Consider the following 24,291-nt stretch of genomic DNA (forward strand, 5'->3'; position numbering starts at 1 on the left):
GTTGGGCTTACTGGTAACGAAAATTCTCCATGGTTTTCGCTAGTACGGCGTTGTTCGCTTGCAAGTCCAGCGTCACTCTTTGTAAGTCTTCCGCTACTTTTACTTCTTGTGTAGCGGCTTCCTGAACGCTCACCACATCTGACGCTATTTGCTCTGACGTCATGGATTGTTCCTCAGCGGCGGCTGACATGGAATTGGCTTGGTTTTCTAACTGGCTGGCACTGGCTTTCACTTTCTCGGCCGTTACTTCGCCCTGATTGGTTAATTCTAAAGAAGCTCTGGCACCATCAGCGCTTTTGGTAATGCCGCGGATTACATTCAGGCTGACTTGCTGTAGAGAGTCGAGTAGCGAGGAAATCTTATCTGATGAATTGCGGCTGGCGTTGGCCAGCTGTCTGACTTCGTCTGCTACAACCGCGAAGCCTCTGCCGTGCTCTCCGGCTCGCGCTGCCTCTATAGCGGCATTTAACGCTAGCAGGTTAGTTTGATCTGATAGAGAATTAATGGTGTCGAGAATACTGCTGATTTCAGTCAGTTGCTCACCCATGTTTTTAGCTTCCGACTCCATGACTGCCATTTGGTCAGTGAGTGAGGAGATGGAGCTTTGAATAGACTGATTCGCATGCATGGCTTCATCTGCCAGCGAGTCGAGGTTTCTGCTGGCTTCCAGTGTATCAATAGCCGACCGTGCGATTTCTTTACTTGTTTCAGTCATTTGTTCTATTGCGGCAGCAATATTTACGGCGCGCTGTTGGGTCACTTCAGACTCTTCATTAATGGTTGTCACTGAGCGATTTACCTGGTCACCCAGTCGGGTACTGGCTTGAACCGATTGTGCTAAGCCCGTAATCAGGTCGCGAATGGCCTGAAGCGTATGATTCATGGCACCGGCGATACTGCCCAGTTCGTTTGCGGAAGGCAGCGACACATCGATTGTTAGATCGCCGTCCCGGGCAACACTGTCTAAATTGCGGGTAAGGCGTACCAGTTGAGAACGCAAAGTATGCAACAGCGTTGTTATCACAATCGCAGCACAAATCAGTGCTATCAACGCAATAACTGCTATCGCAGTTAAATGTAGTTCGGTTGCCGCGGCCTTTTCTTCAGATTGTTGCTGGGCAGTTTGCCAGGTGTCATCAAGCTGGCTTTTTACTTTTCCTATTTGAGACGTAGCTGTGGCAAACCATTCAGATGACGTCGGGAGCTGCGTGAAATCAGGGCTACCAGTTTGTAACGCCTCGTAAACGCTGCGCATTGACTGCATACCAGCAGACTGATTGATTTGCCTGAACTCTGAAAGAGCGTTGTCATTAAGCGCATCTTCTAAGGTGTTACTTAAGTGAGTAATGCCGTCAAAATACATATCCAGCTCAAGTAACGTTTGAGTATTAACAGATTGGCGGGCTAATACACCATTCACTTTTCCTCTGAGTTGGCCAAGGCGTTCTTTTAACCAGGCTAGGGTTAGGGCGTGAGAGATGGTGCCGGATACGTCTCGATTTGATATTCCCAGTAACAGCAGATTGGCGGTATCCAGGGCCACCTTATTTACATAGCTATAGTATGCAAAGGCACGTTTGCCGTTAAGGGCATCCACTTCACTTCTAATCGCGGCTTTTTCCTGAAGTAGCTTAAACAGGCCGTTGAGCTTGCGCTTTACATCAAGTTCATCAGGCCATTCATCATTGGCAAGACGTTGTATGGTAGTGACGGCCAAATCGGCGGCTTCACGCTGTTTATCTACTTTGGCTTTTGCTGCTTCGGTTTTAGCGCCCAGAAAACCCGCTGTTAATCCGCGCTCTACAGCGTGTTGGTGGGCAATTTTTTCAACGGCATCTACCAGGGTTACCAGTCGTCGTTCAATATTAGCGTGACGCAGCTTTTGAATATCGTCGAGTAATACAAATGCGGTAAGGGTGACACAGAATACCCCAAGTAAACCGGTGGCAAGCAGGGTCATTTGTATAATAGTCAGTCGCTTCAACCAGAACATAATCTCTCCGTTTAGTATATAGGTCGAACCGCTGCCTACGCGTTGTAAGTATTACGAAATGAAGTATAGTCAATGTAACAACTTTCGCTAATTTGCAGCGTTAACAAGGGATAAGTGCCATGAAGCGACAAAAAATCGCAGTACTTTTAATGGGTTTGGGTTTAATTGGGTGTTCGAATAAGCAACTTTACCAGGGCGTAATGCAAAACCGACAGCATGCCTGCCAGCAAGAATTACCTCAACAGCAGGAAGCCTGTATGAAGCGCTATGAAACGAGTTACGAAGAGTATGAGCGAGAACGGCTACGGACTATGTCGGGCGAACAATCTGAGCCGTAATTCATGGTTAATTTAGTGCTTTCAGGCGGTTGGCGTAAAAAACGCGTCAAAGGGTGTAATGAGTCCTACCGCCAGTCTAGAACAGTGGCGCACTTCGGCGTTGGACTCGCGCGCTAAACGGCTTGCTCATCATAAAGATGAATATTGCAAAGAGCGGCAACTTCCGACACATATAGTTTTACAGGGGCCGGCCATACCAGGCCCTTCACCATGGTCAGGTTTCTGAGAGTCGGGAAGATATAGATGTCGTCCCAGCCTAGCTGATTATTTCGCGCTGAGGGCAGTGGTAGCTGTGGCATGTCTGCCAGCATGGTATTTACGTCTTTAAGATTCGTATCAGAACTAGTAAACGCGTCGTCAAATGAAACGCCCAGCATCTTTTCTTTCTTTTTCTGAAAATATGCCCGGGCACCTTCTGTCTCAAATTCGGGTTGAGTAATCATTACATTTCTCGGGAATAACAAATGATTGATCGCACTACTGAACTGACTGATGAAACCGGTGATCTGGTCGGCCGTCGTTTTGGGCAGAAGTTGCTTTTCTGGAGGGGCCATTGAGAGTATTTTTGCGACGATATCCAGACTTTCGCCCATTGCATGCCCGTCTTCCGTCTGAAGAATAGGCACCATCTTTACACCCACTAAATCCACACAGGTTTTTTCGTCATCATTGAGCAGCAACACCTTCTTGTGAGGGAGTCCGGAGTAATTGGCAACCATGTCAGTGCGAACACAGTAAGGGCAATGAAGGTATTGGTACAGAGTAAACATGAAACAGTCCTGATAAAAAGCCTGCGCCTTTGCTTCACGCTTTACAATGACGTGAGAACCAGGCAGGTATAGTTTGAGACAAAAACACGTGAAAACTATACACTATCGCGTAGCGATAAATCTAAACTTGTCATCCGGAAACCTTAACCAACATTCTAATTTTTTCTCAAAGCGGCACTGTGATTACCTTAACTTACGACACTTTTCTTACCTTCTTTGTTGCGACACTCATGATTAGTCTGTCGCCCGGACCGTCTAATTTGTACATCATGGCATGCACGCTGGGCTCCGGTAAACCCGGCGGCACTGCCGCGGCGCTAGGCATGGCTGTTGGGTCTTCCAGCTATGCGATAGGCACCGCATTTGGATTGGCGGCATTAATATTTTATGTGCCGGTATTGTTCACATTGATCAAGGTATTGGGGGCTGCATATTTGATTTTTCTTGGGGTGAGCGCACTCCGTTACGCCAAAGCGCCGCATTTACGCAAGCCCGTGCATGCTTCAACCGGCGCAATAGTAAAACGCAGTTTGTTGGTGGAGCTAAGTAACCCGAAGACAGCCCTTTTCTTTGTTGCTTTTCTACCGCAGTTCACACAAGCCACAGGGGATGTGCTGGTAAACGACTTGCTGGTTCTTGGTCTTATGTTTAGCGCCATCGCTTTGTGTTGTGACTTGCTGGTAGTGCAACTGTCACATCAATTAGGGCTTTGGATGGCAAAGAGTCCGGCCATAGCGGTCAGACAGGAGCAGCTGGTAGGGCTCATTTTTATCGGACTCGGTGTAACCCTGGTGTGGGATGTGTTGTAAGACGCTCGAACAAACCTGTCTGGGTAAGCGCGACCAAGGGAAGAACAGGCAACGCTCACCAATAAGCGCTACTCGCCTTCAATCTCTTCGTAAAGTGCCATTAATTGCTTAGTGACTTTATGGCTGGGCATAAAAAACGGCAGCGGCATGCGCGCCGAATGTGATTCTTTTACTTTCACCGAGCTGCTAAGGCGGGTGTCAAAGAGCGGCAGGCCTTTTTCTTCCAACTCGCCTATGAGTGCTGAAGGCAGTTTTGCCTGAGGGTTGTACTGGTTAATGATCACGCCGGCAAAATCTAACGCCTGATTGTGATCGTCTTTTATCTCCATCACATTGTCCAATAACCGCTCGATAGCCTGGGCTGAGAAATGGTCACAGTCGAAAGGAACCAGAAAGGCATCTGCTGCAATCAGGGCCGCTTTGGAATAAAAATTAAAGTTAGGGGGCGTATCAATATAAATGCGGTCAAAGTCCTTACTTAACGCATCGAGGGTTTCGCGCAACTTGAACATTTTATATCGTGATTCCAGCTCGCGTTCTATGGTTGCCAGAGCCGGATCGGCGGGCAAAACAAATAAATTGTCAAACGCAGTTGGCTGCACAAATGCGGTAGCTGGCTGGGGCTTACTGAACCAGCCCACAATTTGTTTGAACATATCCGCAACGGTTAGGGTGTCGTCGGAAATATCCACGCCTGCATAATGCGTTGAGTTTCCCTGCGCATCGAGGTCAACTAGCAGCGTTTTAAGGCCTCGACGGGCGCTTTCCGCGGCAAGATTTGTGCTGATGGTAGACTTCCCAACCCCGCCCTTTTGATTAAACACAACCCGTTTCATGTTGCCTGTTCCTTTTGCCGCTCGTCGTAGGTGTTTGATTGTTTTGTAATCAATACAAGCATAAGAGATTCCGATCGAAAAGCAACGGAGTAAATTGTTCTCAGAGTGTTAATTTTATGTAAATTGTGCTACTTTTATAAGACGTGTTACAGCTAGGTGAGACGCGTATGAGCCCAATTCTACGACTAGTATTTGTATGCATTTGTGTAATGGTATCCGGGTGTGCTTCCAGGTCTGCAGTTACTGCCAATCAGGACTTCCCTGTTTACTGGAATAAGTTTCCTGGAGCCCGTTTGATATCGGTGGAATCGCCGGAAGACATCATGCATGTCTCAGATGAGGCGCACGCCTTCATTCAATCTGTTAAAGCAGAGTGGTCAAACGATCCTCGCGATCGGTTAGATAATTTCATTGAAGCCATTTTCCAGCACGGTCAGCAGGGCATCGATTATTTTACTGATGCAAATTATTCGGTGTCCGACACCTTCTTTTTACGTCGTGCCAATTGCTTATCATTAACCCTGATGGCCTATGCGTTGGCAAAGGAAGCGGGTTTTTCAGCATCGCTCAATGTAGTTGAAATTCCCGAATACTGGTCGAGAAAACAAGGCTATAGCATTCTCAATGGCCATATTAATGTCACCATCACCGATGTTCACATGGGGAAAACTATCAATAGCAGGGTCGTCGATTTCGACCGCCGCATGGTGTCGCAAAAATTCGATAGCAAGATCATTCAGCTCAATGATGTCATCGCTATGTACTACAACAACAAAGCGGCTATGGCGATTATTGAGGGGGCGCATGAAGTTGGGTTTGCCTACCTTGCAAAGTCCCTGGAAGTGCAGCCTCTGTTAGATCAAGCGTGGGTAAATCTTGGCGTGTTGTATCGCATGAATAACAAGTATGACGCGGCCGAAGAGTCCTATTTACGTGCGATTCACAACGTCCCTGATGATTTAACGGCAAAAGAAAACCTGGCTGTGCTGTATCGGTATCAAGGCAAGTTTGTGCATGCGGCTGCTTTAGAAGATGAGGTGAGGAGGCAACGGGAGAGTAATCCTTACTATCACTTGATTCTGGGCGATGAGGCCTACGACAGAGGGAAAATTAACGAGGCCCATACGCATTATCGCAGAGCGTATCGTTTAGACAGGCAAAATCACCTTGTTTTGTCTGCGCTGAGTAAAACGGCTTACATGCGAGGTTTGCTCGAAGATGCTGAACAGTATCTGCAGCGAGCAAAAAACCACGCAAGGCAAGATGTTGACCGTGAACGCTACACCGCCAAGCTTGCTGTTTTGTCGGGAATAACCACACTTCAGGATGACTACTAAACGCTATGCGGCTGTGTAGTACGTTGTTATTAACTCTACTGTTTACGCTGAACTGCTATGCCATTGAATCCGAGCAATGGATTACGGATGTGCATTATTTGGCGTCCGATGATTTAGAGGGGCGCCGCACGGGTACCGTAGGTGCCGAACGGGCACGCGCTTATATTGAGCAGCGCTTTGCCCAGTTGACGCTAACGCCTCTGAAGGGGCTGGAGAGCTTCAGGCAGACTTTTTCAGAGCCGGGCAGACGGAAAAATCTGGTTCATGGAATAAATGTTGTTAGCGCTTACTCACATGCTGACGCGCCATATATATTGGTTACTGCCCACTATGACCATCTGGGTAGGAAAGGTCGCCGAATTTTCAACGGTGCAGACGATAACGCAAGTGGCGTATCTGCCATGTTGGAACTGGCGTTGCGAACAACAAAAAATAGCATGCAATGCAACGTGATGTTTTTAGCAACAGATGCTGAAGAACATGGGCTGCTGGGGGCAAAGGCCTTTGCCAATACAGGCGTGCTTGAGAGCTACCGCCTGTTCGCTAATCTGAACTTAGATATGTTGTCACAGCCTGGAGGGCGTCATGACCTGTTGGTGAGTGGAGTGAGAAGCCATCCGGCATTCGAAGACCTCACAAGCCAGATTGAAACGGATACCTCTTTACCCATGATCAACACTGATGCGGGCTACCGCGTTGGTCGTTACCCTGTTAAAGGTGATCGCACCAAAGTCAGTGATCATGCCGTGTTTGCTGAGCGGGGCATACCATTTTTGTTTCTTGGTGTCGGCAGGCACAATTACTATCACACGCCCAGAGATACGGCGTCCAGAATTAACGAAGGATTTTACGGCCGGGTTGTTGACGCGTCCTGGCGATTTCTGAAGGGGCTGGATGGGTTATGTGGTAAAGAACTGCAGGCCAATCATACTGATTAGCCTGCAGATATAAGGCAGTTTAGATTACGCCTAGCTCACGCAGACGTTCCTGCAAGTAAGATTCTGCAGTATATCGCTCCGACAGCACCACGTCCGGGCGTGGGTGAAGGAACAGTGGAAGCGAAATCCGTGAACGTGTCATATCGGCACCTTCAGGGTTGATCACGCGGTGGATCGTCGATGGATAATATCCGCCGCTGGCTTCTTGCAACATGTCACCAATGTTCACGATCAGCGTACCGAAATCACAAGGTACGTCCATCCAGGAACCGTCCTTACGCTGAACTTGCAAACCGGGTTCGTTAGCTGCTGGTAATACTGTTAGCAAATTAATATCGCCATGTGCAGCAGCGCGGATGGCATCCGGCTCTTCTTCGCCTTTCAGAGGCGGGTAGTGCAGTACGCGTAACAGCGTCTGACCACTGTCTTTGATCATATTTGGCAACGGCTGGCTAAAGTTAGCCTTTACGTCATCAGGCGCGTGCGCTTCTACCCAGCTCAGTAATTCAGAGGCCAAATTAGTGGCTTTTTCGTAGTAATCCGCAAGCTGAGCTTTTAGATCCGGTGGGCATATACCCCAGGGATAATAGTGAAAGTATTCTTTAATATCTTTCTTAGTGAAGCCTTTGGCAACTTCAGACACAGATTGTGGGAAATAACCATCCTGCGTGCCTTTGTTGTATTCGTACTCAAACTTAGCTTCGCTATCAAAAAACGTCTGCCAGGTTTTATAAATATCGGTAACAACATGTTGCTCGATGGGGTGGTTTTTAAGTACACCAAATCCGGTCTCGTGTAATGATTTGGCAAATAACTCCGCAGCGTTATCTGCCTGGTAATCAACGGCGACTAAATTCATTCTGTCTTCCTATCGTTATTTTTTACAGCCGCATTATAAAACGGCCGGGGAGGGCGGCAATGCCCTCCTGTTGACACAAATCAAGTCTGAGGGTTTTTACAACGACAAGTAAAAACCAGCCAGTGCTGCACTCATCAGGTTAGATAAGGTTGCAGCCAGAACCGCTTTCAGACCGAGTTGCGCAATTTCTTTACGTCGAGTTGGGGCCATAGCACCAATACCGCCCATTAATATGGCGATAGACGATAAATTTGCAAATCCACACAGAGCAAAGGTAATAATGGCCTGGCTCAGTGGCGACAGGGCTTCTTTGGCGTCAATAAAGTCCAGGTATGCAATAAATTCGTTTACGACCAGTTTCTGACCGATAAAGCTACCTGCTGCCTGTGCTTCAGCCCACGGCACGCCAAGTGCCCAGGCCAGAGGCTGCAGAATAAAGCCGAGAATTTGTTGAATGGTAAGTGACTCGATACCAAATAATTCCCCTGCCCAACCAATAACACCGTTCAGCATGGCGATTAAGGCAACAAAGGCCAGCAGCATAGCGCCTACATTTAATGCCAGTTGCAACCCCGACGCAGCGCCACTTGCAGCAGCATCAAACACGTTGGCGTAGTGGTTTTCCTGTTCCTGGGATTCGGTTAATTCATTATTCGGTGTTTCCGTTTCGGGTTGCATGATTTTGGCCATCAGCAATCCGCCCGGGGCCGCCATAAAACTCGCGGCCAGCAGGTACTTCAATTCTACGCCCATGCCGGCGTATCCGGCCATTACCGAGCCTGCAATTGAAGCAAGGCCACCCACCATAATAGCGAACAGCTCAGAACGGGTCATTGTTGGTATGAAAGGACGAACGACTAACGGCGCTTCGGTTTGACCAACGAAGATGTTTGCCGCGGCTGACATGGACTCAGGGCGGCTGGTATTCAGGGCTTTTTGCAGTGCACCACCAATAATTCGGATGATCCAGCTCATGATTTTCAGGTGATAGAGCACGGCAATTAACGAAGAGAAGAAGATAATGACGGGCAACACGTTAAACGCAAAAATGAAGCCCAGTGATTTGTCGCCGATCGGACCAAATACGAAGTTAATGCCGTCCTGACTGTAATCAATGATGTTTTGCACAAACACGGTTGTTTTAAGCAACAGTTGAATGCCTGGCTCAAAATACAGAATAAAAGCACCAATAATGGCTTGAATGGCAAAAGCACCGCCAACAGTGCGCCAATTTATCGAGCGGCGGTTGCTGGAGAACGCAAAAGCAATGGCTAACAACAGGGCGACGCCCAATAAACTGATCATGTGTATTCCCTTACAGAAGTGCTTGCTGGATGTGAGACTTGATGACATCCAAAGCGATTTGGTTTTTACCGCCTTGAGTTACCACGACGTCGGCCGTGAAGCGGCTGGGCTCAATAAACTGATGATACATAGGCTTCACGGTTGCTTCGTATTGCTTGGCGACGGATTCAATGCTTCTGCCACGCTCTTTAATGTCTCGCATCATGCGACGCATCAGACAAATGTCCAATGGGGTATCAATAAAGATTTTTACATCGTATAACGGTAGTAACTCTGGCCGCGCTAGCAACATAATGCCTTCAAGAATAATGACTGGTGCTGGCTGTAAACGCTTGGTTTTTGGCAGTCTGGTGTGGGTTTTGAAACAGTAGTTCGGGTAGTCAATCGGTTCACCATTGCGCAGTGCGCGCAGGTGCGCTTTCAGCAACTCGTGCTCAAACGCATTGGGATGGTCGTAATTGTTCTTTTCGCGCTCTTCCATCGCCAAATGATCTTGCGCGCGATAATAATGATCTTCGCGTAAGATCTGTACCGGACGGCCTTGTTCCGAAAACGCGTTAATGAGATTTTCTGTGAATAATGACTTTCCAGAGCCTGAAGCACCAGAAATAGCAATGATTAAAGGTTGTTGCATTGTAGTTACTGTCGTTTATTAGTAATTGAAAACATGCTGGTTTTTCGGCTACTGCCCAGATGGGGAGTGGGGTGCCAGGACCGGCCAGATTATATTTATGTCAACATAATCGGCTAGTTTACCCTTAATATCGCTGATTCACCACTTTCTGTCGAGCTATAAAAAGCTGACCATTTGTTCAGGTTATCACTGTTCACACAACTTGAAAACTGCTTAATTTAACTGCAGTCAGTTGAGGCTGTATACGATGGTTGTCAAATCAGTAGTAGTGGGACTAGTCGCCAATCACTTCGATTTCATGTGCATAAAGACGTGGAAGCGCGTATGAATGCTGCTTGGAGCGAGAGCCTTCACCCTGTGCGCGTGGCGGGTAGTATTTTGCTTTTTCCTCACTGTACCCTGCAAACACTTCATCCAGTGCAGCGCGAATTTCACTGAGGGTTTTGTCTAAATTCGCATTAAAGTCAGGTCGCTTACGCTTCGTGTGACCAAGATCCATCAGCCTGCCAAACGCTTTGTTTGCCTGATTGGTTAATTCTGGCGGAATATCTTTGTGGTGAAGCAATAATGCGTCGGGGTTATCGATGCAATAATGCAGCAGCGCGGTGTAAAAGCACAATGGTTTGTTTTGAAGTTGCACAGTGACGGCATTAATGCTGTTGCCTATGGTTTTGTCGTTCAAATTGATAACGAGTTTAGGCACGAGCGCGACTTTGGGTTCTTCTATAACAACCGGCTCAGCTTTTGGCGCTCTGCGCGTGGGTCTGATGTTCATCAGCACCGGCACCATGATCGCCGCCGCAAAAAAGGCCAAAGGACTAAACGCCAGGTAGCGGTATAAAGGCAACGACGCGACCTGAATTTGTACTGTTTGTTCAGAGTTTTGCAAGGTAATGGGGGTTAACCTGGCGTTCGCAAAATCAGCGGCGGTGTTATCTGCACTCACCGATTGAATTGAAACCAGGCAAATACCTGTCTCCGGTTCGGCCAGGGCTTTATTCAACCTGTTCAGATAATCCTTCAATGTGTATTGATTGGGTGGAGTATTCAATGTGCTGTTACCCACATCGAGGAACTGTAAATCCAGGCTGATTCTGCTTTGCAGCCTGTCGATGGTTTCATGTTCCGAGTAAAGTCTGGCCGATGCCTGCCCAAGAAATGCCCCTAGCTGAAAGACCAGAAACAGGAAGATAAATAACGCGGCTGCTTTAAACCCGTCTTCTGCGGTTAGGTTATAGGCTCTCATGATGCAGTACAGTCCCCTATCAGCTCGACATCGTGATAGTACTTTCTTGGGTGATTCGCCGAAATATCAGCAATGACCTGTTGTAGAGCACATCGCAAATCCGTGTTACGGGTTTGCATTTTTAAATACCAGCGCATGCCCGGCACACTATTTTCCAGCGACGTAATATAATTGCGGGATAAGATCTCTTCGTCTCCCTTGCCCCAGTAGCTGGAAATAATATCAACTTCGCCTGCCAGCAAGGCGCCTCTTAGCTCCTGATGCGAGTTATAGTAGAACAGCTTTATGTTGCTGTCGTTCAATCCCAACTGCTGCAGAATGGTTTTAGGCACAATGTGGCCGGAGCGGCTGCTGGGGTAGTCGAGAATACCGATGCGTTTTCCCAGCAGGTACTCTTTATTAAGGCGGGGTTTTTCCCTTAATGCAATAAAATAGGCACTGTAGTCGGGATGTGCTGCTATATCGTCATAGTGATAAATCTGGTCGGCACCAAACGCCAGTACTACGTTACTTTTTACCAGTGTAAGTTCCGGTACCCCATGGTTGATATACCGGAATGTGTCAAAGTCATTGCGGCCAATCGTGATATTTACATTACCAAACTGACGCTGAACTACTTTATTGCCACACAATAATGGCAGCGCCATTTCTGCAATGGAACTCTCGGTTAAGTACACATTGAACGCTTCCTTATTACCTGAAAGCGGCGTTTCGCACGAGAGTTGGCTGGCTGTTTGAGGCGGAATTGCCGGTGAAGACTGAAAATTCTGAATAAAACCAACCAGCGCGCAGCATATAAAAATGAGCACGACCAATGTGGTCCTAATTGTTCTATTCAGTCGTATTGGGTGCAAAAGAATTTTCGCTTAGTTTTACTTATTGGGCCAATTTGACCAGTTAACGTTATTTATTGCAACAAATAAGTTTACTTTAAAAGATTAATTTACTGTTTTTATTGGGATTTGTATAAATAACTTTGAATTGGCTTAACCGCTGTTTATTCGTTGTGGTTGTGCGAAAAATATACCCGGGCTTGTGAGCAGGGCCGAGGGTTCCTATAAGCTCAGTAAAACTTTGACCGTTTGTTCAGGAAAAAATAAAAATACTAAGCGTTGTCAGTTCATTATGAAATGCAACCGGAACAGATTTGTCATATTGCTGAAACAATAATAATGAACAATCTCGGCCCGATTTACGCTTTTACGGATAACTTAAAATCACTGTCGTTTTACTGACAGTGAGAAAAACAAATTGGCTTTATACGTAGACCACGGTAACCAACAGTAGTTCCGGAGATGCGGGTAAAGACAGACGCCTAATGAATATATAATGCATGGGAAACACACTAATGATGACAAAATCTAAGTTAAATCGCGTCGCGATAGCGGTAGCGATGTCTGTTGGCCTTTCAGCTGCAGCAATCGCGCAAGAAACGTCTTCTTCAATAAAAGGGACTTTAGTTGGTCCTATGGGTAATCCTGCTGCGGGTACAACGGTAACGATTACCCACATGCCTTCAGGTTCATCAAAAGTTATTACACTTGGTGCGAACGGTCAATTCAGCCTTCAAGGCTTGCGTGTAGGTGGTCCTTACACGATTGAATTAGATTCAGATAAGTTCGACGATAAAACCATTAGCGATGTTTATTTGCAGCTAGGTGAGCCACTGGTATTGAATCTGGCACTGACTGATGACGCCAGCATGGAGCGTATTGAAGTAACGGCTTCGCAAATTGGCTCAAACGTTTTTGGCCAAAAAAGTCCTGCTTCTATTTTCGATTTAGACGATATTCAGAGTGCTCCTGCAGCCAATCGTGACCTAAAAGATATCGTGCGTTTAGATCCACGTATCAGCATTTCCGAAAGTGACGGCGAAGAAGCTATCATTTGTGGTGGTGGTAACCCACGCTTTAGCTCACTGACTGTTGACGGCGTGCGTATGAACGACAGTTTTGGTTTAAACCAAAACGGTTACCCAACTGTTAGAATGCCATTTTCGTTTGATGCTATCGATCAGGTGGCTGTAGAGTTGGCACCTTTTGACGTGCAATACGGTGGTTTTACAGCGTGTAACATCAACGCAGTAACTAAGTCTGGTACTAATGAAGTACACGGAAGTGTGTTCTTTGATTATACCAGTGATTCACTAATGGGCGACAAGGTAGAAGATACTGATGTTAATACCGGCGACTTTACTGAAAAACGTTACGGCGTAAACGTTGGTTTCCCTTTAATCAAAGACGAGCTGTTTTTCTTTGGTGCGTATGAAAAACTTGAAGGAGCACAAATCTTTTCTTACGGACCTTTTGGTAACCAGGTATCTCAAGAAGACTTAGATCGTATTCGTCAGATTGCAGCCGACGTTTATGATTACGATATCGGTGGCATGCCGGGTTCAATGCCGGTTGAAGATGAAAAAGTACTGGTTAAACTAGACTGGAACATCAACGATAATCACCGCGCCTCTTTAGTTTATAACTACAATGATGGCTTCCGTATCGACCAGTCGGATGATTACTCTACTGCGTTGTCATTGAGCAGCCATTTTTATGAAGTTGGCGCGAAACTAAATTCAACCGTTGCGTCACTTTATTCAGACTGGTCTGACAATTTCTCAACTGAAGTGCGTCTAGGAAAAATCAGTTTAACAAACCGTCAAAACTCGTTAGATAAAGACAGTGGCTTTGGTGAAGTCCGTATTGACCGCGTTAACGGTGCTGATGTGTATATCGGTCCGGATGACTCTCGTCAATCTAATGAAATGGACTGGAACAGCAGTACTGCTAAGATTGCTGGTACTTATTACTTTGACAATCACACTGTTACTGCGGGTTTCGAGTGGGAATCTCTGGAAGCCTTTAACTTATTCATGCAGCACACCATCGGTGAGTATCGTTTTGATACTATTGATGATTTTGAAAACGGCCGGGTTGACGATATTTATTACAACAACTCTGCAGGTACAAACAATCCTTCGGATGCCGCACAACGCTTTACTTATGAGACTCAAACTTTCTATATACAGGATGAGTGGGTTATTGATGACCTGACACTTTTGTTTGGTCTGCGTTACGACAAGTACACAAGCGACGATAAGCCTAAATACAATGAAGTGTTTGCTAACCGGTATGGCTTCGACAATACCGCAACCTTTGATGGGATAGATTTATTACAACCACGCTTTGGTTTTAACTACGTGCTGAATGACAGCATGGAATTGCGCGGTGGCGTTGGCTTGTATTCTGGTGGTAACCCGAACGTTTGGTTGTCTAACTCATTCTCAAATGATGGTATTACCAACATCGATACTTATCGAAGTGACTTTTACCTGTTTGACGAAAATGGCGTAAACGTTCCAATTTCTGGTGACGGTCGTCTGATTTACAATCCTATCCAGGAAATGTATGACCAAGTTGCTAATGCTAATCCGTCTTTAGGTGATGAGCCTTCAACTAACGCGGTCGATCCTAACTTCGAAATCCCTAGTGAATATAAGTTTAACTTAGGCTTTACATGGGTAACTGAAGATGACTATACCTTCCAAGCTGATATTTTGCACAGCCAAAAACGAGACAGCGCGCAAATTGTCAACGTTGGTTATGACACTGAAAATGTGACTTATGCAGCTGACGGTCGACCTATTTATGATTATATTCAGGTTGGTTCTGATAGCGATGGCGACCCGGTTTTCCGCAGCTTCCGTAAGAGTGACCTAGTATTAACCAATGCTGCTCAGGATGGTAAATCGACCACCATTTCAGTTGCAGCTGACAAGACATATGACTTTGGCCTTAGCGTAAACGTTGGTTATGCGTATAACAAGTCTGAAGACGTAACGCCTATGGCAAGTTCTGTTGCGTACTCAAACTTTACTAACTTTGCATCATCTGATCCATTGAACCCTGGTCTGGCGACTTCTAACTACGAAGTTCCACACCGTTTCACGTTCAATTTCCGTTACTCTGCTGAGTTTATCGATGGTTACAAAACGAGCTTCTCACTGTTTGGTTCACGCCAGAAAGGTCGTCCATTCTCGTATACCTTTGACAGCATAAACATTGGTGAAGCACAGTACGGTACGGATAATGCGTTGCTATACATTCCAGAAGTAGACGATCCAATTGTAACCTATGCAGATGGTTTCAACCTGGATGAGTTTAATGCATTCATCGACAGTGCAGGCCTTGCTCGCGGTCAAATCGCTGGCAGAAACTCACAAAATGCCCGTTGGTACACTCGTGTTGATTTCAGAATCGATCAACAGCTGCCAGGGTTCATGGAAGGGCACAAAGCGAACGCGTACTTCATTATTAAGAATGTTGGCAATTTCCTGAATGATGACTGGGGCGTACGCCGCATTGGTCCATTCGTGTCTGCACCAGTCCTCGATGCTTCTTTGAACAGCGACGGAACTTATACTTTCAATGAGTTCTTAAGCGGTAATACAAACCAGAATGGTTTCTTTACAGAGCAGTCTCTGTGGCAAATCCGCATGGGTGTTAAATACAGCTTCTAAGCGCAGCTTTATAAGTTGAAACATTAAAAAACCCCGCTGATGCGGGGTTTTTTGTTTTTATGCTTAATTCGACAAGACTGGCAATCGGTCCGTTGTCTGACGCGCTAGAATCAGACATTCTCGAACAAGTCTTCTACGCGTTGTCGTAAATCTTCAATTTTGGTGACATCCGCGGGCGCGATAAAAATCGTGTCATCACCTGCTATGGTGCCTAATACACCGTCCTTTTTACTCAACGAGTCCAGCAGGCGTGCAATGAGCTGTGCTGCACCAGGGCTGGTTCGAATAATCACCATGACATTGTTATGCACAATATCTAACACCAGCTGTTTCAGCGGGCTTTTGGCCGTAGGCATACCTAATTCAGGGGGTAAGCAATACACCATGTCACCACGCGCGTTGCGGGTACGTACCGCACCAAACTTGCTGAGCATTCGCGATATTTTACTTTGGCTGATATTGCTAAAGCCCTGATGCTTCAATCCGTCGACAATTTCGCCCTGCGAGCCGTAACTTTCGGCTTTCAGAATCTCTTTGAATGCTTTAATGAGTTCTTCTTGTTTTTGACTAGCCATATTCACCTGTCGTTAAATCATTACAATTACTGGCGTCTGAATTATTTTTCGGCTTGCCAGTTAGCTTGGTGTATACTCTTGCAGGCGAATTTGCTTTGCCGCTCATCTGCGCTGTCGCCTGATACAATTTTAACCTTGTATAGTGCCACAACGCGCATGAAATTACAAATAAAATGCATATTTATGCAGTTATTTTGAATATAACTCTGAGATTCACCCAATCTTCTTCCATAAGACCAATAGGTGATTGAGTTTTTTGTCGACATGAATTAGTGTGTCGAGCCGTTATTAAACGTGATTCTTTCCATAGGAGAAATGGTATGAAAGTAGCCGTGTTAGGTGCTGCCGGTGGTATTGGTCAGGCGCTGTCATTATTGTTAAAAACACAATTGCCAGCAGGTTCTGAACTGTCTTTGTACGACGTTGCGCCAGTTGTTCCTGGTGTAGCTGTTGATTTAAGCCACATCCCAACTGCAGTAAAAGTAACCGGTCACGGTAAAGACGACCTGGCGGAAGCACTGACTGGTTGTGACATCGTGCTGATCCCAGCTGGCGTACCTCGTAAGCCTGGTATGGATCGTTCAGACCTGTTTAATATCAATGCTGGTATCGTTAAAGCTTTGGTTGAAGGCATCGCAGACAACTGCCCTGATGCATGTACTTGTATCATCACAAACCCTGTGAACACCACAGTAGCGATTGCTGCTGAAACGTTGAAAGCCAAAGGCGTATACAACAAGAACAAACTGTTCGGTGTGACTACGCTTGACGTTATCCGCGCAGAAACGTTTGTTGCTGACCTGAAAGGTCTTGATCCAGCGAACACGCACGTGCCTGTAATCGGTGGTCACTCTGGTACGACTATTCTGCCTCTGCTGTCTCAGGTGGAAGGCGTTGAATTCTCTGACGACGAAGTTGCTTCACTGACTACACGTATCCAGAACGCGGGTACCGAAGTTGTTGAAGCCAAGGCGGGTGGCGGTTCTGCTACATTGTCTATGGGTCAGGCTGCTGCACGCTTCTGTCTGTCTCTGGTTGCTGCTATGCAAGGTGACAACGTGGTTGAGTACACTTACGTACAAACCGACGACAGCGACGACGCTGCATTCTTCTCTCACCCAGTGCGTTTAGGTGCGAACGGTGTTGAAGAAATCCTGCCTTACGGCGAGCTGAGTGCTTTCGAACAGAAAGCAAAAGACGACATGCTGGAAGGTCTGCGTGGCGATATCAAAATTGGTGTTGAGTTCGTAAACGGTTAATTGCCGACTCGAAATCTTATCCATTAAAAAAGCCGGCGATGCCGGCTTTTTTGTATCTTATGGCCAGGTAAATGGCCTTCGAAACACAGGTTAACCTGTGTTTCGCATACCAATAGCAATACCGCTGATAGCAACCATCATGGCTTTGTCCAGATTCGCGTCGTGCTCATCTTCGTCTAACTGACGAATGCGCGACAGCAGCTCAATCTGCAGGTAATGCAGCGGTTCAAGATAAGCGGCGCGGATATTCATAGACTCACGACCCTGTGGGTCTGACTCCATAATGGTTTCCTGACCGTTAATCTCTAGCAGCAGTGCAATTGCTTCTTTCAGCTCGGCGCGAAGGGCTGCACCAAAGTGCTTAAGCTCTTCAGGTACCAGACGATCATCGTATTCTTCGCTTATCCGAGGGTCGGCTTTCTGGAATACCATGTCCAGCATAGACAAACGCGACTTAAAGAATGGCCAGTTTTCCAGCATTTCTTTCAGTGTTTCTTCGTTGCCTTCCTTGCGAACGGCATCAATGGCACGCATGCTGCCCAACCAGGCTGGCAGTACCAAACGTGTCTGGGCCCAGGCGAATATCCATGGAATAGCACGCAGGCTCTCAATTCCACCGGTAGGCTTACGTTTGGCAGGACGGCTGCCCAAAGGCAGTTTACCCAGTTCCTGTTCCGGCGTTGCTACGCGGAAATACGGCACGAATTCCGGATCCTGACGTACCACGCCACGATAGAAATCGCGGCCCTTAGCCGCCATTGCTTTCATCAGCTCACGCCATTCGTCTTTAGGCGCCGGCGGCGGGAACAACATGGCTTCAATGATTGCGCTGGTATAAATACCCAGGCTGCGCTTGGCTAGCAACGGCATACCAAACTTGTAACGGATCGTCTCACCTTGTTCAGTAACACGGAAGCCACCGTCTAGTGAACCCGGAGGCTGAGAGTGGATAGCAGCGTGAGCCGGTAAGCCACCACGACCGATAGTACCGCCACGACCGTGGAACAGGGTCAGGGTAACGTCGAATTCTTCAGCCAGCGCAACCAGCGCTTCCTGAGACTCGTACTGAGCCCAACCTGCGGCAATGGCACCCGCGTCTTTAGCCGAGTCTGAGTAGCCAATCATGACAAACTGTTTGCCCTGAATATAACCGCGATACCAGTCTACGCTAAGCAATTTGCGCATAACGGTGGGAGAGTTGTTCAGGTCGTCCAGTGTTTCAAACAACGGGGCTACTGGCATGGGCCAGTCCACGCCCATTTCCTGCAACAGCAGTTGCACAGCCATGACGTCAGAGGCTTCGCTTGCCATTGAGATAATGTAAATACCAAAGCCATGGCGACTGTGGTTTGCAATCACCTTACAGGTATCCAGCACTTCCTGAACGTCTTCAGACGGTTGCCATGCGCGTGGGAACAGTGGGCGCTTAGAACTTAATTCACGCAGCAGGAATGCTTGCTTGTCAGCTTCGCTCCATTGACCGTAGTCGCCCAAACCCAGATAACGGGTGAGTTCTGCAAGTACGTCAGCGTGACGCTGTGAGTCCTGACGCACATCCAAACGCAACAGGTGAATGCCGAAGCACTTCACGCGGCGGATGGTGTCCAGCAGCATGCCGTTCGCGGTGGTTTCCAGACCACAATCACACAGTGACTGGTAGCACAGCATTAATGGCTCAAGCAACTCGTCGTTGTCCTGAATCCAGGTGCTTGCGTCGTAGGGACGGCCATTGAAGAAATCAGCAATGCCGTCGCGGGTATCGGCGCAGCGCTTCACCAGCGGGCGAAGGATGGCGCGATACGGCTCTAACTGCTCACCCGCACGTGCTTTTAATTCATCGTTACACAGGTTCATCGACAACTCGACCTGCAAGCGGTCAAGATCGATGGTTAACAACTTGGCTGCGCGGCGGCGAGCCAGCAACAGGACTTCTTCGGTAACCTTTGCAGTAACAAACGGGTTACCGTCACGGTCTCCACCCATCCACGAGCTAAAGTGAATAGGCGCCGCATCAATAGGTAATGCTACGTTGTAGTCTTGCTGCAGACGTTCGTCCAGGTCACGCAGGAACTCGGGAACGGCTTCCCACAGTGAGTTTTCGATTACCGAGAAACCCCAGCGGGCTTCGTCTACCGGCGTAGGACGTACAGAGCGAATTTCTTCTGTGTGCCATGCCTGACTGATCAAATCGGCAATACGCGTTTCCAAACGTTTGCGCTCGGTGTCAGTAAGTTGCTCGTGGTGAATGCTCTTTAAGCAAACCGCCAGCTCTTTATGCTTGTGGATAAGGGTGCGACGGAACACTTCGGTTGGGTGAGCGGTAAGTACCAGATCAATATCCAGTTTTGCTACGGCTTCCTCTACCTCTAAGGCTGACAGCTCAGCTTTGTCTAGGTGTTCAAACAGTGAGTCGATAGATGCTTCCACATCCAGACCCGCATTGTATTCCTGCTCTGCAATATTACCCAAATTCAGGAATTGTGCGAACGCTCTGGCAACAACCAGTAATTCGCTGTCTGACATGGTTTTGAAAGTTTCTTTCAGACTGCTTCCGCAATCTGTGTCACCCTGATACGACGCGCGGCCGTCGAGGCGAATCTTTTCAATTTTCTCTAACCAATCATTGCCCAATTGGGCCTTGATGGTTTCACCTAAAGTCTTTCCCAAATAACGAACAGTGTCTTTTAACTGTGCATCGTAATGTGATTGCATGGTGCCCTCCATATAACAATGCCGATCACATTACTGTTTCCCGGGTCGCTTGTCTAATGACATTTTGCAGTATAGGGCTGTTCCAGGCCTCATTCTGAAGCACTAAATCAAAGGCACGGGCAGGAAAGTTAAGGGTGTGTTACACTATCGGCCCAATTAAAACGAACGTGTTATAATTTTTCAGAATAATTCATGAATTGTTTAAATTTTGCGCGTTTTGTGTAATTTACTTACAGGAGTGACTGTGTCAGATCAATTTAAGACAGTAGAAACCCAAGCGAGCTACGGCATCGGTTTTCAAATGGGTCAGCAACTGCAATCGAATCCTTTTGAAGGCTTGGACCTGGATTCTGTTGTCGCTGGTTTAAAAGACGCGTTTACCGGTCAAGCACCGCAAGTAGACAATGACACCCTGCGCGACGCGTTCGGTGAAATTCATCAGCGTATGCAGGCTGCAAAAGCTGAACAGCATAAAGAGGCGATTGCTGAAGGCGAAAACTTCCTGGCTGAAAACGCCAAGCGCGACGGCGTAGTAACCACTGAGTCTGGTCTGCAGTACGAAGTACTGACTACTGGCGAAGGTGCGAAGCCTACTGCTGACAGCACTGTGCGTACGCATTACCACGGTACCTTAATCAACGGTTCAGTATTCGACAGCTCATACGACCGTGGCCAACCGGCTGAATTCCCGGTAGGTGGCGTAATTAAAGGCTGGACTGAAGCACTGCAGATGATGCCTGTTGGCTCAAAGTGGCGTTTATACGTGCCTCACAACCTGGCTTACGGTGAGCAAGGTGCGGGTGGCGCAATTGCCCCGTACAGCACGCTGGTGTTCGATGTTGAGTTGTTAGACATCCTGGGCTAAGCCTGAATGCCAAAGCCTGCCTTTTTAGGCGGGCTTTGTGTTTTTTTACTTCTTCCCGTTGTTATCGGTGCTATCTCCCTCAAACTGGCATCACTTATTCCTGAAAATTCTCCCTCAGACTGACCATAACCCATTGGCAAAGCAGCTAAATAGCTTTAGTCTAGCCGTTTATTAACAAGTTTTTTTCAATTGCTGCGTTTTTATTCGATATGGCTTTCTCTTCTTCAAGACTCCCGTCTGTGATCCAGGCGTTGGATACATTCAGTCGCCGCGTATGTCAGGCGTGCAGTGCGCTGTCGCTGGTTATGGTTGTAGTTATGCTGGTTATTGTGGTGCTCAGGTACGGCTTTCAAATGGGCTGGATCGCGCTGCAGGAGTCAGTGACTTACCTGCATGGCGCCGTCTTCCTATTGGCTTTAGGCTATACGCTGCAATGCGACGGTCATGTTCGGGTGGACGTATTCTACCGACGGTTCTCCCCGCGTAGGCAAGCCATGGTGAACTTTTGGGGCACGCTGTTGTTGCTAATCCCCGTTTGCGGCTTTTTGCTCTACTATGCGGTGCCTTACGCCGCGGACTCCTGGGCCTTGATGGAGACATCCAAAGAACCCGGTGGTCTGCCGCTGGTATTCGTACTGAAGTCTCTCATTCCATTGGGCATTGGTATTTTGCTGCTGCAAGGTGTGAGCGAACTGTGCCGCAGTTTTCTGAACTGGCGTTATAACACGGAGGTGCAATAACGATGGAGTGGATGGCGTTAGTTCTGTTTGCCTGCGTGTGCGGTGTGTTGTTATTTGGCTATCCGGTTGCACTAACGTTGGCCGGTGTATCGCTGATATTTGCGGGTATTGGTGCCTTGGTTGGCGGGTTTGATGCGTCATATCTTACTGCTATGCCCAATCGGTTATTCGGGATTGTCTCTAACGAGACGCTAATCGCGGTGCCGTTATTTGTGTTCATGGGCGTCATGTTGGAGAAGTCCAAAGTCGCCGAATCCCTGTTAGTCGCCATGGCGGCGCTACTGGGCAAGTATCGCAGTGGCATGGCGGTGTCTGTGGTGTTGGTTGGTATGTTGCTGGCAGCAAGTACCGGTATTGTTGGGGCGACGGTGGTTACCATGGGCTTGTTGTCTTTACCCTCTATGCTCAACCGGGGGTATTCTCCCGCGTTTGCCACCGGTGCTATTTGTGCCACTGGTACCCTTGGCCAAATCATTCCGCCTTCTATCGCGCTGATATTATTGGGTGATGTACTCTCCAGTGCTTATCAAAAAGCACAGTTATCGATGGGCATTTTTTCACCGGACTCGGTATCGGTGGGAGATTTATTCGTCGGTGCCTTAGTACCGGGGCTGTTACTGGTGGTGCTGTATCTGATTTACGTCATGGTTGTAGGCGTGAAGTCAGGTAAGTCAGATGATGCCGCTATGAATATCGACGCAACCGCCACCGCGTCCGCTACTGAAGAGCCGGAACAGAGCTTGTTTTCGGCGCTGGTCCCCCCGTTGTTGCTTATTATTGTGGTGTTGGGGTCAATACTGGCAGGGTTTGCAACGCCAACAGAAGCCGCAGGTGTTGGTGCAAGTGGTGCCTTATTATTGGCTGCTTTTAAGAAGCAATTGTCTCTTGCGCAGTTAAAAGTGGTGACCATGGATACTACGCGCATGACTGCCATGGTGTTCATGATCCTAATCGGCGCTTCTGTATTTTCACTGGTGTTCCGTGGATTCGGTGGTGAAGAACTGATTCATGGCTTCTTAACAGAACTGCCCGGCGGCGTGTTTGGGGCCATGCTGGTGGTAATGCTGGTAGTGTTTGCATTGGGCTTTATACTGGACTTCATTGAGATCACGTTTGTGGTAGTGCCCATTGTTGCCCCGGTTTTACTCGCCATGGGTATTGATCCGGTGTGGTTAGGCATTATGCTGGCGCTTAATCTGCAGACTTCGTTTTTAACACCGCCATTTGGCTTCGCGCTGTTTTACCTGCGTGGCGTAGCGCCGCCTACCATACTAACGTCTGATATCTATCGCGGTGTTGTGCCCTTCATCATTATTCAGATTGTGCTATTAATAGGATTAGCCATTTGGCCTGAGCTGGCCACCTGGTTGCCTGAAACGCTCTACAGCTAAGGATACAATAATGAAAAAAATGCTATTGGCAGTAATGGGACTGGGTATGGCTTTAGGCCTGAGTGGTTGCCAGGACAATACTCAATCAAATACAACCGCAGCGCAAGCTGCGCCACAACAAACCTATGAATGGAAACTAGTGACTTCCTGGCCGAAGAATTTTCCCGGCTTAGGACAAGCGCCGGAAACCTTTGCCGAGTATGTCAACGAGATGTCGGGCGGCAGATTAACCGTAAAAGTGTTTGGTGCCGGTGAACTGGTACCCGGATTTGAAGTGTTTGATGCCGTTGCCCAGGGTACAGCACAAATGGGCCACGCTGGCGCGTACTACTGGAAAGGTAAAATGCCTGCGGCACCGATTTTTTCAGCGATCCCATTTGGTATGAATGCCCAGGAAATGAACGGTTGGCTGCACTATGGCGGTGGTTTGAAGCTCTGGCAGGATTTGTACAAGCCATTCGGCGTTGTGCCCTTTGCCGGCGGTAACACCGGTGTGCAGATGGCGGGCTGGTTTAAGAAAGAAATCAACAGCCTCGACGATTTTCAGGGCTTAAAAATGCGTATTCCGGGTCTGGGCGGCGAAGTGCTCAAAGCAGTTGGCGGCATTCCGGTAACCCTGACCGGTGGCGAAATATTTACGTCTTTACAAACCGGTGCTATTGACGCGACTGAGTGGGTTGGCCCGTACAATGATTTGGCGTTTGGGTTGTTCCGTGCTGCCGATTATTACTACACCAGTGGCTGGCATGAGCCGGGCACACAGCTGGAATTCCTGGTAAACGAGCAAGCGCTCAACAGCTTACCCTCAGATCTACAGGCTATTGTGAAAGTAGCCATGCGTGCCGCGAATCAGGATATGCTGGATGAGTATACTGCACGAAACAATGCCGCTATGAACAAGTTGGTCAATGAACACGGTGTAACGGTACGTGAGTTACCCCAGGATGTGATTGACGCGCTTCGCGAAGCGTCTGCCCAGGTAATGGCGCAGCAAGCTGAAGCAGACCCAGATTTTAAACGCATCTACGACGCCTACCAGTCTTTCTTCGCTGGCGCGAAAACCTTCCACGGTATGTCAGAACAAGCGTATTACAACAATCGTTAAACTGATTGTGTGATAAGCCGGGTGATAGCTGCTCAGAGTTGTTATCATCCGGTGGTTTATTAC

At 47.7% G+C, this 24,291-nt stretch carries 20 protein-coding genes; 10 read left to right on the forward strand and 10 right to left on the reverse strand.

What is annotated here, in order from left to right; all coding sequences use genetic code 11:
* Positions 1 to 7: 7 nt before the first annotated feature.
* Positions 8 to 1,993, reverse strand: a complete 1,986-nt coding sequence (locus BUB81_RS19990) for a methyl-accepting chemotaxis protein (protein WP_073325135.1) — start codon at positions 1,991 to 1,993, stop codon at positions 8 to 10.
* A 119-nt stretch (positions 1,994 to 2,112) separates the two neighbouring features.
* Here BUB81_RS19990 and BUB81_RS19995 point away from each other — a divergent pair, with 119 nt between their 5' ends.
* Positions 2,113 to 2,331 (forward strand): hypothetical protein, encoded by a 219-nt coding sequence (locus BUB81_RS19995; RefSeq protein WP_073325136.1) that lies wholly within the window; start codon positions 2,113 to 2,115, stop codon positions 2,329 to 2,331.
* A 113-nt stretch (positions 2,332 to 2,444) separates the two neighbouring features.
* On the opposite strand, the gene grxB is transcribed toward BUB81_RS19995, so the two are convergent.
* Positions 2,445 to 3,101: a glutaredoxin 2 gene (grxB, locus tag BUB81_RS20000; RefSeq protein WP_073325137.1), complete on the reverse strand. Its 657-nt coding sequence runs from the start codon at positions 3,099 to 3,101 to the stop codon at positions 2,445 to 2,447.
* 179 nt (positions 3,102 to 3,280) lie between these two features.
* Here grxB and BUB81_RS20005 point away from each other — a divergent pair, with 179 nt between their 5' ends.
* Positions 3,281 to 3,910 carry a LysE family translocator gene (locus tag BUB81_RS20005; protein ID WP_084526763.1) on the forward strand — a complete coding sequence of 210 codons (630 nt, stop codon included), beginning with the start codon at positions 3,281 to 3,283 and terminating at the stop codon, positions 3,908 to 3,910.
* A gap of 68 nt (positions 3,911 to 3,978) precedes the next feature.
* Here BUB81_RS20005 and BUB81_RS20010 read toward each other — a convergent pair whose 3' ends face one another.
* Positions 3,979 to 4,746 (reverse strand): ParA family protein, encoded by a 768-nt coding sequence (locus BUB81_RS20010; protein ID WP_073325138.1) that lies wholly within the window; start codon positions 4,744 to 4,746, stop codon positions 3,979 to 3,981.
* Positions 4,747 to 4,913: 167 nt separating this feature from the next.
* On the opposite strand from BUB81_RS20010, the gene BUB81_RS20015 reads away from it, so the two are divergent.
* Complete coding sequence (locus tag BUB81_RS20015; protein WP_073325139.1) at positions 4,914 to 6,083, forward strand: tetratricopeptide repeat protein; 1,170 nt, start codon at positions 4,914 to 4,916, stop codon at positions 6,081 to 6,083.
* Between the two features lie 5 nt (positions 6,084 to 6,088).
* Positions 6,089 to 7,021: a M28 family peptidase gene (locus tag BUB81_RS20020; RefSeq protein WP_073325140.1), complete on the forward strand. Its 933-nt coding sequence runs from the start codon at positions 6,089 to 6,091 to the stop codon at positions 7,019 to 7,021.
* A 19-nt stretch (positions 7,022 to 7,040) separates the two neighbouring features.
* On the opposite strand, the gene BUB81_RS20025 is transcribed toward BUB81_RS20020, so the two are convergent.
* The 5 genes from BUB81_RS20025 to BUB81_RS20045 all read right to left on the reverse strand — a co-directional run bounded on the left by BUB81_RS20025 (position 7,041) and on the right by BUB81_RS20045 (position 11,874).
* Entirely contained in the window at positions 7,041 to 7,880 is an 840-nt protein-coding gene (locus tag BUB81_RS20025; protein ID WP_073325141.1) for an isopenicillin N synthase family dioxygenase, read from the reverse strand.
* A gap of 96 nt (positions 7,881 to 7,976) precedes the next feature.
* A complete protein-coding gene (locus BUB81_RS20030) occupies positions 7,977 to 9,185 on the reverse strand; it encodes a NupC/NupG family nucleoside CNT transporter (RefSeq protein ID WP_073325142.1) in 1,209 nt (402 codons plus the stop codon).
* A 10-nt stretch (positions 9,186 to 9,195) separates the two neighbouring features.
* On the reverse strand, positions 9,196 to 9,819 hold the full coding sequence (gene udk / locus BUB81_RS20035) for a uridine kinase (protein ID WP_073325143.1): 624 nt from the start codon (positions 9,817 to 9,819) through the stop codon (positions 9,196 to 9,198).
* A 274-nt stretch (positions 9,820 to 10,093) separates the two neighbouring features.
* Positions 10,094 to 11,065, reverse strand: a complete 972-nt coding sequence (locus BUB81_RS20040) for a hypothetical protein (RefSeq protein WP_073325144.1) — start codon at positions 11,063 to 11,065, stop codon at positions 10,094 to 10,096.
* Positions 11,062 to 11,874 carry a type 2 periplasmic-binding domain-containing protein gene (locus tag BUB81_RS20045; RefSeq protein WP_245819301.1) on the reverse strand — a complete coding sequence of 271 codons (813 nt, stop codon included), beginning with the start codon at positions 11,872 to 11,874 and terminating at the stop codon, positions 11,062 to 11,064. The genes BUB81_RS20040 and BUB81_RS20045 overlap by 4 nt, the downstream gene beginning before the upstream one ends.
* A gap of 539 nt (positions 11,875 to 12,413) precedes the next feature.
* On the opposite strand from BUB81_RS20045, the gene BUB81_RS20050 reads away from it, so the two are divergent.
* Positions 12,414 to 15,581 (forward strand): TonB-dependent receptor, encoded by a 3,168-nt coding sequence (locus tag BUB81_RS20050; RefSeq protein WP_073325146.1) that lies wholly within the window; start codon positions 12,414 to 12,416, stop codon positions 15,579 to 15,581.
* Positions 15,582 to 15,691: 110 nt separating this feature from the next.
* On the opposite strand, the gene argR is transcribed toward BUB81_RS20050, so the two are convergent.
* Positions 15,692 to 16,156 carry a transcriptional regulator ArgR gene (argR, locus tag BUB81_RS20055; RefSeq protein ID WP_073325147.1) on the reverse strand — a complete coding sequence of 155 codons (465 nt, stop codon included), beginning with the start codon at positions 16,154 to 16,156 and terminating at the stop codon, positions 15,692 to 15,694.
* Positions 16,157 to 16,476: 320 nt separating this feature from the next.
* Here argR and mdh point away from each other — a divergent pair, with 320 nt between their 5' ends.
* Positions 16,477 to 17,415, forward strand: coding sequence for a malate dehydrogenase (gene mdh / locus BUB81_RS20065; RefSeq protein ID WP_073325149.1), 939 nt, complete (start codon positions 16,477 to 16,479; stop codon positions 17,413 to 17,415).
* 90 nt (positions 17,416 to 17,505) lie between these two features.
* On the opposite strand, the gene ppc is transcribed toward mdh, so the two are convergent.
* Entirely contained in the window at positions 17,506 to 20,127 is a 2,622-nt protein-coding gene (gene ppc, locus BUB81_RS20070) for a phosphoenolpyruvate carboxylase (protein ID WP_073325150.1), read from the reverse strand.
* 244 nt (positions 20,128 to 20,371) lie between these two features.
* On the opposite strand from ppc, the gene bamJ reads away from it, so the two are divergent.
* From bamJ to BUB81_RS20090, 4 genes are all read left to right on the forward strand, one after another.
* The gene (bamJ, locus tag BUB81_RS20075; protein WP_073325151.1) at positions 20,372 to 20,992 is read left to right on the forward strand and encodes a BamJ family beta-barrel-assembly machinery protein; all 621 of its coding nucleotides are present in this window, start codon (positions 20,372 to 20,374) and stop codon (positions 20,990 to 20,992) included.
* Positions 20,993 to 21,231: 239 nt separating this feature from the next.
* Positions 21,232 to 21,732, forward strand: a complete 501-nt coding sequence (locus tag BUB81_RS20080) for a TRAP transporter small permease subunit (protein WP_245819302.1) — start codon at positions 21,232 to 21,234, stop codon at positions 21,730 to 21,732.
* A 2-nt stretch (positions 21,733 to 21,734) separates the two neighbouring features.
* Complete coding sequence (locus BUB81_RS20085; protein WP_073325153.1) at positions 21,735 to 23,123, forward strand: TRAP transporter large permease; 1,389 nt, start codon at positions 21,735 to 21,737, stop codon at positions 23,121 to 23,123.
* A gap of 10 nt (positions 23,124 to 23,133) precedes the next feature.
* A complete protein-coding gene (locus BUB81_RS20090; protein WP_073325154.1) occupies positions 23,134 to 24,228 on the forward strand; it encodes a TRAP transporter substrate-binding protein in 1,095 nt (364 codons plus the stop codon).
* Positions 24,229 to 24,291 lie beyond the last annotated feature (63 nt).

The organism is Marisediminitalea aggregata (assembly GCF_900129565.1).
Classification (GTDB): domain Bacteria; phylum Pseudomonadota; class Gammaproteobacteria; order Enterobacterales; family Alteromonadaceae; genus Alteromonas; species Alteromonas aggregata.

Excerpts from the sequence above, each read along its gene's own strand:
- BUB81_RS20010 (WP_073325138.1), bottom strand. The coding sequence starts at position 4,746 with ATGAAACGGGTTGTGTTTAATCAAAAGGGCGGGGTTGGGAAGTCTACC.
- BUB81_RS20090 (WP_073325154.1), top strand. The coding sequence starts at position 23,134 with ATGAAAAAAATGCTATTGGCAGTAATGGGACTGGGTATGGCTTTAGGC.
- BUB81_RS20030 (WP_073325142.1), bottom strand. The coding sequence starts at position 9,185 with ATGATCAGTTTATTGGGCGTCGCCCTGTTGTTAGCCATTGCTTTTGCG.
- BUB81_RS20020 (WP_073325140.1), top strand. The coding sequence starts at position 6,089 with ATGCGGCTGTGTAGTACGTTGTTATTAACTCTACTGTTTACGCTGAAC.
- BUB81_RS19990 (WP_073325135.1), bottom strand. The coding sequence starts at position 1,993 with ATGTTCTGGTTGAAGCGACTGACTATTATACAAATGACCCTGCTTGCC.
- grxB (WP_073325137.1), bottom strand. The coding sequence starts at position 3,101 with ATGTTTACTCTGTACCAATACCTTCATTGCCCTTACTGTGTTCGCACT.
- BUB81_RS20025 (WP_073325141.1), bottom strand. The coding sequence starts at position 7,880 with ATGAATTTAGTCGCCGTTGATTACCAGGCAGATAACGCTGCGGAGTTA.
- BUB81_RS19995 (WP_073325136.1), top strand. The coding sequence starts at position 2,113 with ATGAAGCGACAAAAAATCGCAGTACTTTTAATGGGTTTGGGTTTAATT.
- mdh (WP_073325149.1), top strand. The coding sequence starts at position 16,477 with ATGAAAGTAGCCGTGTTAGGTGCTGCCGGTGGTATTGGTCAGGCGCTG.
- BUB81_RS20085 (WP_073325153.1), top strand. The coding sequence starts at position 21,735 with ATGGAGTGGATGGCGTTAGTTCTGTTTGCCTGCGTGTGCGGTGTGTTG.
- argR (WP_073325147.1), bottom strand. The coding sequence starts at position 16,156 with ATGGCTAGTCAAAAACAAGAAGAACTCATTAAAGCATTCAAAGAGATT.
- BUB81_RS20040 (WP_073325144.1), bottom strand. The coding sequence starts at position 11,065 with ATGAGAGCCTATAACCTAACCGCAGAAGACGGGTTTAAAGCAGCCGCG.
- BUB81_RS20050 (WP_073325146.1), top strand. The coding sequence starts at position 12,414 with ATGATGACAAAATCTAAGTTAAATCGCGTCGCGATAGCGGTAGCGATG.
- udk (WP_073325143.1), bottom strand. The coding sequence starts at position 9,819 with ATGCAACAACCTTTAATCATTGCTATTTCTGGTGCTTCAGGCTCTGGA.
- ppc (WP_073325150.1), bottom strand. The coding sequence starts at position 20,127 with ATGCAATCACATTACGATGCACAGTTAAAAGACACTGTTCGTTATTTG.
- BUB81_RS20015 (WP_073325139.1), top strand. The coding sequence starts at position 4,914 with ATGAGCCCAATTCTACGACTAGTATTTGTATGCATTTGTGTAATGGTA.